The organism is Microcystis aeruginosa NIES-4325, assembly GCF_008974145.1.
Taxonomy (GTDB): Bacteria; Cyanobacteriota; Cyanobacteriia; order Cyanobacteriales; family Microcystaceae; genus Microcystis; species Microcystis aeruginosa_G.
On the sequence record NZ_BJKP01000060.1, the window covers coordinates 1 to 9,677 of the forward strand.

10 protein-coding genes are annotated in these 9,677 nt (G+C 37.7%); 4 read left to right on the plus strand and 6 right to left on the minus strand.

Annotation, left to right across the window (positions count from 1 at the left end; genetic code table 11):
- Positions 1-809: RNA-guided endonuclease InsQ/TnpB family protein (locus MiAbW_RS18385; RefSeq protein ID WP_151697268.1), on the minus strand; the 809-nt coding region annotated here is incomplete at its 3' end.
- A 236-nt stretch (positions 810-1,045) separates the two neighbouring features.
- Here MiAbW_RS18385 and MiAbW_RS18390 point away from each other — a divergent pair.
- Both MiAbW_RS18390 and MiAbW_RS18395 read left to right on the plus strand, forming a co-directional pair.
- A complete protein-coding gene (locus MiAbW_RS18390) occupies positions 1,046-2,221 on the plus strand; it encodes a DUF4336 domain-containing protein (protein WP_151697269.1) in 1,176 nt (391 codons plus the stop codon).
- Positions 2,222-2,279: 58 nt separating this feature from the next.
- Positions 2,280-2,588: a hypothetical protein gene (locus MiAbW_RS18395; protein WP_151697270.1), complete on the plus strand. Its 309-nt coding sequence runs from the start codon at positions 2,280-2,282 to the stop codon at positions 2,586-2,588.
- A 52-nt stretch (positions 2,589-2,640) separates the two neighbouring features.
- Here the strand turns inward: MiAbW_RS18395 and MiAbW_RS18400 are convergent, their stop codons facing one another.
- The 5 genes from MiAbW_RS18400 to MiAbW_RS18420 all read right to left on the minus strand — a co-directional run bounded on the left by MiAbW_RS18400 (position 2,641) and on the right by MiAbW_RS18420 (position 5,891).
- Positions 2,641-3,777 (minus strand): amino acid ABC transporter permease, encoded by a 1,137-nt coding sequence (locus MiAbW_RS18400; protein ID WP_151697271.1) that lies wholly within the window; start codon positions 3,775-3,777, stop codon positions 2,641-2,643.
- Positions 3,778-3,854: 77 nt separating this feature from the next.
- Positions 3,855-4,121, minus strand: coding sequence for a photosystem I reaction center subunit PsaK (psaK, locus tag MiAbW_RS18405; RefSeq protein ID WP_002734065.1), 267 nt, complete (start codon positions 4,119-4,121; stop codon positions 3,855-3,857).
- Positions 4,122-4,265: 144 nt separating this feature from the next.
- Complete coding sequence (rpmB, locus tag MiAbW_RS18410; protein WP_002775299.1) at positions 4,266-4,502, minus strand: 50S ribosomal protein L28; 237 nt, start codon at positions 4,500-4,502, stop codon at positions 4,266-4,268.
- Between the two features lie 253 nt (positions 4,503-4,755).
- The gene (locus MiAbW_RS18415; RefSeq protein WP_151697272.1) at positions 4,756-5,178 is read right to left on the minus strand and encodes a hypothetical protein; all 423 of its coding nucleotides are present in this window, start codon (positions 5,176-5,178) and stop codon (positions 4,756-4,758) included.
- Entirely contained in the window at positions 5,175-5,891 is a 717-nt protein-coding gene (locus MiAbW_RS18420; protein WP_151697273.1) for a DUF433 domain-containing protein, read from the minus strand. Before MiAbW_RS18420 ends, MiAbW_RS18415 begins: the two co-directional genes overlap by 4 nt.
- Positions 5,892-6,065: 174 nt before the next feature.
- Between MiAbW_RS18420 and MiAbW_RS18425 the strand changes: the two genes are divergently transcribed.
- Positions 6,066-9,296: a type ISP restriction/modification enzyme gene (locus MiAbW_RS18425; RefSeq protein WP_151697274.1), complete on the plus strand. Its 3,231-nt coding sequence runs from the start codon at positions 6,066-6,068 to the stop codon at positions 9,294-9,296.
- Between the two features lie 289 nt (positions 9,297-9,585).
- On the plus strand, positions 9,586-9,677 hold a 92-nt coding region (locus MiAbW_RS18430; RefSeq protein WP_238707345.1), incomplete at its 3' end, for an IS630 transposase-related protein.

A 9,677-nucleotide genomic window follows, 5' to 3' on the forward strand; every position in this document is an offset into this window, starting at 1 on the left:
ATATTCAGATTCTCGGCTACAACGATTTGGTTTTCATCGCATAACTTTCTGGAGAGTTTATGAAGAAAATCTTGTCTAGTATTTGCTATCTTTTCGTGAACCTTGGCTACCTCCTTAATGGCTTTTTGGCTATTATTAGACCCCTTGGCTTTACGAGACAATGCTTGTTGTCTCCGTTTTAAACGTTTAGCGTATTTTCTGGTAGGTTTGATTGGGTCAACCTTGTAGGTTGTTTCACCATCAAAAACTGTAACTAAAGAAGATAAACCTAGGTCTATCCCTGATATTTTTAGTTTTTCAATGGTTGTTGAGTCATCCATCTCAAACAAGATGGCAGCAAAATATTTATCTGTACTGGTTTTAGAAACAGTTACCGACTTAATTTTGCCGTTTATCACTTGAGAAATCTTAGCTTTTACAACCCCTAATTTAGGTAGTTTAATTCCATTATTTCTAATTGAACAACTTTCAGGATAACGGATTGATTGTTTTTTGTGTTTACTTTTAAGCTTAGGGAATTTTGTTATTTTTGAGAAGAAGTTCTTAAAAGCAGATTCTAAGTTTTTTAATGATTGCTGCAAGGTAGCGGCATTAGCCTCAGCTAACCATTCAAAATTAGGTTGTTTCTTGAGTTGGGTCAGGTCTTTTGCCATATCACAGTAGGTCATTCCTTTACCAGTTTCTAGGTACTGATTGTTAGTTTTATTTAAGTAGTAATTCCAAACAAAACGAACGCAACCAAAGTTTTTAGCTAGGGACAGTTCTTGTTCTTTGTTTGGGTATATTCTCACTTTTAAAACATTTAACATCAGCCTGAACCCATCTGTGTTATTCTTTTAGTATAACACTTACCGCTTAAATATGTCAAGCTCATACATACCTTGAGAATCAAGCCTTTCCCAATAAGGAAACGCTGTTGCCTTGGTTTAGATTCTGGTCGCAATTCATCTCCCGTTAATTTCTGGTATATTTTTAATTAAGGAGAAATTTAACGGGAGTCCTCTTGCTTCATTTAGATAGAGATTTTCAGCCATATAATCAGACGATGACAAAAGCCGCAATAACTCCGCAAGATTTATCATGGCCTTTTTGGCCAATTGTACCACTTTATCCCTATGGTCAAAGACGGACAATTCGCCAAGAAGTGGTGAAAGATACGCTCTGGACATTTGAGCAATTGCAGGGTATTTTTTATGTGGTCGTGCCGATTCGCATGACGGTAATTAAGTTAGCATCTGGGGGTTTATTTGTTTATGCACCAGTGGCCCCGACTCCGGAATGTATTCGCTTGATGCGTGAGTTGGAAAGTGAACACGGGGAAGTTAAATATATTATTTTGCCGACGATTTCTGGGATTGAACATAAGGTTTTTGTTGGCCCTTTTGCCCGTTATTTCCCTAATGCTATAGTTTATGTTGCTCCTAATCAATGGAGTTTTCCTCTTAATTTGCCTTTGAGTTGGTTGGGTTTACCGGCAAAACGAACGGAAATTTTACCTGCTGACTCGGCAACTACTCCTTTAGGAAAAGATTTTAGTTATGAAATTTTACCCGCAATTGATCTGAATGTGGGATACTTCTCGGAGGTGTCTTTTTTTCATCACTACTCTCAAACTCTGCTGCTAACCGATGGCATTATTTCTATCCCAGAAAATCCACCCGCTATTTTAGAATTAGACCCCTATCCTCTCCTGTTTCACGCTAAAAATACTGCTAAGGATCTGGTGGAGGATACCCCAGAAAATCGCCGTCGGGGTTGGCAAAGAATTTGTCTTTTTGCTCTTTATTTTCAACCTCCTGTTTTAGCTGTTCCCAATTGGATTAAGGTGTTTAGAGATGCTTTTAATGCTAAGGAAAGGAGTAAAAAAGCCTATTTTGGTTTATTCCCTTTTCAATGGGGTGATGATTGGCAAAAGACTTTTTTAAATTTGCGTCGAGAGGGTAGGTTAATAGTCGCGCCAATTTTGCAAACTTTGATTCTTAATCGCACTACTGAGGAGGTTAGTCAATGGGTTGATAGAATTGCCCAATGGCCGATTAAACAGGTTATTCCTTGTCATTTTGCTAGTCCGATTCAAGCTGATAGTCAAGAGTTTCAGCAGGCTTTTTCTTTCTTGTCAAAAGATTCTTATTTACCTAAAGATGACTTGGAATGTTTAGAAAGTATTGATAGTTTTTTAGTGCGCTGGCGATTGACTCCTCCTCCCGATAAAAAGTTGTAATTTATGGCTGAGAACTGCTATAATATATGCGGTTGTTAGTTGATTGCTAATTAAGGTTATGCAAATTCCCGAAAATCCCAGTAATGATGACATCAGAGCGGCGTTGATTCAATTAAGTGATGAAGTTAGTGATTTGCAAGAAAAATTCAGCCAATCACAAGACGCATTCAGTAAGTGGCGAGATGAAATAGGACAAAAAATTGATCGCATAGATTATAAATTTGATGCCTATCAAAAAGGTACAGATGGTATGGTGAGAATGGCTACTACTATCATCATTGCCACCGCTTCTGTGGTGGTTTTATCTACTCTTAGTCCTGCGGTGACAGCAATTATCACCGCTTCATATTCTGCTAATGCTCATTAGTTACTTTATCAATTCCGGTGCGATTCTGTGCGTTACGCGCTGCTAACACACCCTAACTTTCCTCAATTTTTACCCGTTTGTTTAATTGATTCATAGTCAAGGAAATCACCAGATTAAAGAATAAATAGGTGGCCATAACTACTATTAACATCTCTAGAGCTTTTCCTGTCTGATTAGCGATGGTACTAGAGATAGCATAAATATCATTATAACCGATAGCGATCGCTAAACTAGAGTTTTTAACCAGGTTTAAACATTCATTAGTTAAAGGAGGAATAATCACTGGCAAAGCTTGGGGAAAAATTACTAATCTCATCACTAATAAAGGTTTTAATCCCAAGGCTTTAGCTGCTTCCCATTGTCCCCGATTAACCGATTGAATCCCTCCCCGTACCGTTTCCGCGATAAAGGCAGCTGTATAAACAGTTAAACCGATTAAGAGGGTGGCAAACTCGGAAGAAAGATGTAAACCGAAGTCAATATTTTGATTAATAAGATTAACTTGGGGACTTTGCCATTGTAAACCCCAGATTAGAGGAATTATAACTAGGATTAGTAGGCTAGTTAGGCATAAACTAAGTTTATTTTTTAGGTATAAAAATACGGATAGACTTATTCCTAAAATAATGATAGCAAAGGTTAACCATGTCCTGAAACTATTAGCGGGGAAAGGCAAATAGACTCCTGAGTTATTTAAAAATACCCTGCCAAATAACTCTAGAGAGTCCTCAATTTTCGGCAGTTTCAAAAATACAGCAAAATACCAGAAAAATAATTGTAATAATAGGGGAGTATTGCGAATAGTTTCTACATAAATTGTTGCTAACTGACGAATTAACCAATTATCTGACAAGCGACCTAACCCGATGACTATTCCCAGACTAATCGCCAAAAATATGCCAGTAATCATAATGCGAAGGGAATTAACTAATCCCACCAAAAGAGCGCGAAAATAGGTATCGGTGGGACTGTAGGCAATAGGAGAGTCACCAATCGCAAAAGAAGCTGGTCGGTCGGGATCAAAGAGAAAGCCAAAGCCAAAACTTAAGCGTAAGCGTTGGAAATTAATCACTAAATTGCGGCCAAAAAACCAGAAAATTAGGCAGACAATTAGCAGGATAATTACCTGTAAAAAAATCTTCTGAAATCGCTCATCGTACCAAAAAGAATTTTTTTGAGGTAAGGTCATATTTATTATATAGTCCAGAATTTTTCACAAAAGAAATCGGTGACTTTTGGCCACCGATTAAGAAAATCAAAACATATTTAGATAACTCCCAGACGGGAAAGACCGAGGATAACACCAGCGCCGAGGACATGACCAAAACTGGTAGTACCCAGTAAAGCGCCTAATCCCATACCACCGAATAAAGCGGGGGAAGGTAAAGCCGGACCGACATTTTGTTGTTTAATAGTGGCTTTACCGAAAGCAATAGCGAGAATATTGCAGATAATCATGACAATCGCCACTTTGGGACTCCATTCGCTGGAACCTTGTACGGCGGTAGCGGCCATTAATAGGGTTGAATACATTGAAATTCTCCTGAACAGGTCGTTTTAAGTTTTTAATCTTAAAGGTAGTTATCACCCCACATCACGCCCTGTTGCAATACTTAATAATCAAAAGCAGAGGAGTCAACGATAGGGCCGATTCATCTCCACTTCCGAACTACTCGCTTAGTACAAATTTAAGTTTAAGCCTACTTCTTTAGCGAAGACGGCTAATCCTTTCTTTTCAATGGTTTTGATAGCTTTGGTGGAGATGCGTAGTTTTACCCAACGGTTGCCTTCCGACCACCAAACTCTTTTCCATTGTAGGTTAGCTTCTTGTAATTTTTTGGTGCGACGGTGGGAGTGGGACACCGCATAGGCGTTATTGGCCTTTTTCCCCGTCATAGTACAGACTCTAGACATAATTTACTCCTGTGCGATCGATGTTTGTCAATAGTCAACCTTTCTAGTTTAACTCAAATCTCGCCAGAAGTCCCCCCTTCCCCTGGGTGAAGTGAACGGAAATCAATTTAACAGCAAGTGGGGGGATTAAGAAGTTGATTGAACCGGTTCACTGCTCAGACAATTTCGACAATTGCCTCAAAGGTAATGGTGAGAATATTGTCAACAAATTTAGCTGTAATTTTTTACTGAATAAAAAATATTTTAATAAGTTTTACATAGTTTCTATTATTCTGGTTAATTCATTTTTATTTTTCCACAATTTTACTTGAAAATCTTGGTATATTTTGGCGATAAAAGGGGCTTGATTACCTTGAGTTATTTTTTCGATTTTATCGATTGTTTCGACAAAAATATTAATCATGGTTTGACGAGGTAAATTGCCAGAAACTAGAACAAATACTTGAGCCTGATAACGGGCTATCTGTTGAACTTCTAAAATATTTCTACCAATGTTTACATCTTTAGTTAATACTATCCATCCTCTTTGACTAACAATAGGTAGCCACTCCGTATCCGGTGCATCTGGGGCAAAATGGGCATGATGAAATTCAATTTTAACCCCTATTTCTTGCAAAGCTTCACCGATAGATTTTCCTAAAGCGCGGTCGATAAAATAGGTGTATTGATAGGTCATACCGCTTGCCAATTGCACTCGAATAAAATCGCTTTTTCAATTTGCCAAGGTTGACAATTATAATCATTGGCAATATCTTCTATAGAGTCCCCCGCATCATAAAGTTCTGTGACAACTTTAGTGGGAATTCCTGTTCCTGTGATCACGGGTTTTCCGAAGGAAATATTAGGGTCTATCTTTAGGACTTTATTGCTGAAGTCTTCCCCATTTATGTCGATAGTGGGAAAAAGCCGTGTGGCGATATCTTGTTCATCCCATTCAATACGAGTTAAGAGATTATTTAAGAATTGTTTCATCGTCAATTGTCCCGAACGGGAGGCATTAATTAAATGTTCAAATTGTTCAATAAAAAGGTCAGTTCCATCGGTACTAAATTGTTTTTGAACTAGAGGATGATCGGTGTTAAATTGTTCACTAATATAGTCTAGGGCCAGTCTAACTTTATCGAGAGGGATGTTATGAACTTTGCGAATAACTCTTAAAACGTGCGCTTCCACTAAGTTAGTAAAGGAAAGTTGCGGAATATTCGGATTAGGTCGTTGAATGAGGGGTAAAAACTCTTTTTGTCCTTTTTTTGTGGGGTAGGTGCGTCCTCGTACCCACGTTCTCAGAGTGGGCAAAGGAATATGGAGATAGCGCGCAGTATCGGCTATAGTGTAGGTGGGAACATGATAGAGATGCTCTAGAGATAAGGGAGATGATGCTTTGACCATCGTTAATATTTTGGTGAAGTTGTTGGGATGAGATTATCGCCTATTATTTCATTCTAGCTAATTTTGGTATCCTTGAGGATAGGGATAAAGCAGGATGAGGGCATCTCAGTGGACATTGGGGGCAAATGAGGTTATATTTTATCTATAGAAGAACGTTTGTATGTCGCAACGATAATGAGTAACTCACTGCCAAAATATCTAGAGGAAATCACAGGCATTTATCAACAGGGTAAGGCCACAGAACACAGTTATCGTCCTGCTTTAAAAAAATTAATTGAATCCCTAAATAATAACCTACAAGCTCTCAATGAGCCAAAAAGGATTGCTTGTGGCGCTCCGGATTTTGTGATTAATCAGGGTATGGTAGAAATTGGCCATCTGGAAGCAAAAGATATCGGAACTTCTCTCAAAAAGGTTGAAAATACTCCCCAAATAAAACGTTATTTACAGGCTTTGGGTAATTTAATTATCACCGATCATTTAGAATTTCGTTGGTATGTATCGGGAGAATTGCGTCTATCAGCTGCCGTGGCAAGTCTTAATCAAAAAAAGCAAATTAAACCTGATTCCCAGGGTATTTTACAAGTAGAACAATTGTTCTGTCAATTTTTCCTCTCAAAAGTTATTCAGATAACAACACCGCGAGAATTAGCGAAAAAAATGGCCGCTTTAGCGCAGTTAATTAGAGACGCAATCGGCCAAGCTTTAAAAGATCAAGATTGCGGGGGAATGTTGCGGCAACAATTGCAATCTTTTCAACGAGTTTTAATTAGTGATCTCAATGAAGCGCAGTTCGCGGATATGTATGCACAAACAATCTGTTATGGTTTATTCGCAGCGCGCTGTAATACGGATCAAATAAGTTCTTTTTCCAGGGAAACGGCGGGATTTCGACTACCGAAAACTAACCCTTTTTTGCGGGGAATTTTTCATCAAATTGCTGGTACAGAATTAGATGAGCGGATTACTTGGGCCGTGGATACTCTAGCCACTATTTTACAACAAACGGACATGGATGGTATTCTTAGCAGCTTTGGAAAACGCACGCGCAAGCAGGATCCTGTGGTTCACTTTTATGAGACTTTTTTAGCAGAATACGATAGTAAAATGCGTGAGTCTAGGGGGGTTTATTATACCCCTGAACCCGTGGTTTCTTACATGGTTCGCAGTGTGGACTATATTCTAAAAAATAAGTTTCAGATTCCTAAAGGTTTGGCCGATGCCAAAAAAATTACGATTAAAAATCCTAATAATAGCCAAGAAACTCAGGAAGTTCACCAAGTTTTAATCCTCGATCCTGCTGTGGGAACAGGCACTTTTTTACACTCTGTTATCGACCATATCTATGATAGTTTTCGTCAACAGAAAGGGATGTGGTCTAGTTATGTCAGTAAACATTTATTACCCCGTCTCTTTGGGTTTGAATTACTGATGGCTCCCTACACCGTGGCACACATGAAATTGGGTTTACAACTTCAGGAATTAGGCTATGATTTTAGTGCCGATGAACGCTTGGGAATCTATCTCACCAACACCCTACAGGAAGCTTTTCAAATTCCCCCTGCTGATGGTTTTTTAAATCGCATTCGCGATGAAGCAGAGTCAGCGCAAGGTGTTAAGCAAGAACATCCGGTTATGGTGATTATTGGTAATCCTCCCTACTCTGGACATTCCGTAAATACAGGAGAATGGATTAAGGAATTATTGAAGGGAAAAGATATTATTTCTGGAGAAAAAACTGCTAGTTATTTTGAAGTAGATGAGCAACCTTTAGGCGAAAAAAATCCCAAATGGTTAAATGATGATTATGTCAAATTTATTCGCTTTAGTCAATGGCGCATCGAGAAAACTGGTTATGGAATTTTAGCTTTTGTTACTAATCATGGTTATTTGGATAACCCAACTTTTCGGGGAATGCGTCAAAGTTTATTAAAAACTTTTGATGATATTTATATTCTCGATTTACACGGCAATAGTAAGAAAAAAGAAGTTTGTCCCGACGGTTCACCGGATCAAAATGTGTTTGATATTCAGCAAGGTGTAGCTATTGGTATTTTTATTAAATATCACAATGGTTGTTCAAATTTAGCTAAAGTTTATCATGCTGATTTATGGGGTAAAAGAGAAATAATTGAGAATCAAGTTATTGTCGGTGGTAAGTATCATTGGTTAGATGAAAATGATCTTTATTCTACTTCTTGGCAAGAATTAAAACCTGATTCTCCTTTTTATCTATTTAAACCTCAGAATATTAATCTGCGCTCGGAATATGATCAATTTTGGAAGATTACTGAAATTATGCCAGTTAATAGTATGGGAATAACCACGGCTAGAGACGAACTAACCATTCAATGGAGTGAAAAAGAAATTTGGGATATTGTCAATAATTTTATCAATCTCAGTTCAGAAGAAGCTAGAATTAAATATAATTTAGGTAAAGATTCTGGAGATTGGACAGTTAATTTAGCTCAAAAAGATATTCAACGGGTTAACTTATCTAAAAATAACTTAACCCCTATTTTATACAGACCTTTTGATAAAAGATATACCTATTATACAGGTAATTCAGGCGGGTTTCACTGTAGAGCAAGAAATGAAGTAATGTATCACATTTTTAAAAAAGATAACTTAGTTTTAATAACATTGCGAAGACCTAGAAATGAGATTGTATCCAATTTTTTTATATCTGAAAAAATTACAGATAAATGTGTTATTTCATCGCTAGATAATGCCAATGTTTTCCCCCTTTATCTTTACCCAACCAATACCCCAACCCTATTTGACACAGAAGCAACCAACTCGCCAAATGGTCGCCGTCCCAATCTAGCGCCAGAATTTATTAACAAACTTTCGGCAAAACTTGACTTAGAATTTATCAGTGATGGCAAAGGAGACGAAAAGAAAACCTTTGGACCGGAAGACATTTTTAACTATATTTATGCTGTCTTTCACTCTCCCCAATATCGCCAACGTTACGCCGAATTTTTAAAGATAGACTTTCCTCGTGTTCCTCTCACCAGTAATCAAGAATTATTCTGGGAATTAGTCAAAAAAGGTGACAGATTAGTACATTTACACCTAATGAAAGCAACGGGAAAAGAAATTAGTAGCTATCCCGTGGCAGGTTCCAATATAGTCGAACAGGTGAAATATGACGAAAATAAACAACAAATTTCGATTAATTCTGACCAGTATTTTGCGGGGATTCCGCCCCAAATTTGGAACTTTTATATCGGCGGTTATCAAGTGTGTCAGAAGTGGCTAAAAGACCGCAAAGGTCGCCACCTTAGCTACGATGACCTAGAACATTATCAACAAATTATCTCCATTTTGGGAGAATCGATCGCAATTATGGAAACTATAGATATAATTATCAATAAATATGGTGGTTTCCCCTTTAGTTAAGCCACCGGTGAGAGAAGATTAACTTAATTTTTGCCCACTGGCAAGAGTCCCTTTTCACCGATAAATGATTCTCCACTCCCAAGGATGCTCTCTTATACTAAATCCGTTGAGTAACGCACAGAAAACGGGTTTCTCCGAGAAACCCGTTTTCTACTCATGCAAAAGGGAAAAAGGGGAATAAATAATCAGTCTTTAATAACCAGATTTAGTATTATAGTCATTTCAAATAAGTATGATACAAGTAAAAAATAGGGTAAAATAAGGAAAAACAAGCAACCCATACAGAAAAATGTCCTATAGCCTAGACTTGAGAAAAAAAGTAATTGATTATGTAGAGAATGGAGGAAGCATAACCAAAGCATCCGCCATATTTAATATAGG

Coding starts and splice junctions, on each gene's coding strand:
- MiAbW_RS18390 (WP_151697269.1), top strand. CDS start 1,046: ATGACAAAAGCCGCAATAACTCCGCAAGATTTATCATGGCCTTTTTGG.
- MiAbW_RS18395 (WP_151697270.1), top strand. CDS start 2,280: ATGCAAATTCCCGAAAATCCCAGTAATGATGACATCAGAGCGGCGTTG.
- MiAbW_RS18400 (WP_151697271.1), bottom strand. CDS start 3,777: ATGACCTTACCTCAAAAAAATTCTTTTTGGTACGATGAGCGATTTCAG.
- psaK (WP_002734065.1), bottom strand. CDS start 4,121: ATGTATTCAACCCTATTAATGGCCGCTACCGCCGTACAAGGTTCCAGC.
- rpmB (WP_002775299.1), bottom strand. CDS start 4,502: ATGTCTAGAGTCTGTACTATGACGGGGAAAAAGGCCAATAACGCCTAT.
- MiAbW_RS18415 (WP_151697272.1), bottom strand. CDS start 5,178: ATGACCTATCAATACACCTATTTTATCGACCGCGCTTTAGGAAAATCT.
- MiAbW_RS18420 (WP_151697273.1), bottom strand. CDS start 5,891: ATGGTCAAAGCATCATCTCCCTTATCTCTAGAGCATCTCTATCATGTT.
- MiAbW_RS18425 (WP_151697274.1), top strand. CDS start 6,066: ATGAGTAACTCACTGCCAAAATATCTAGAGGAAATCACAGGCATTTAT.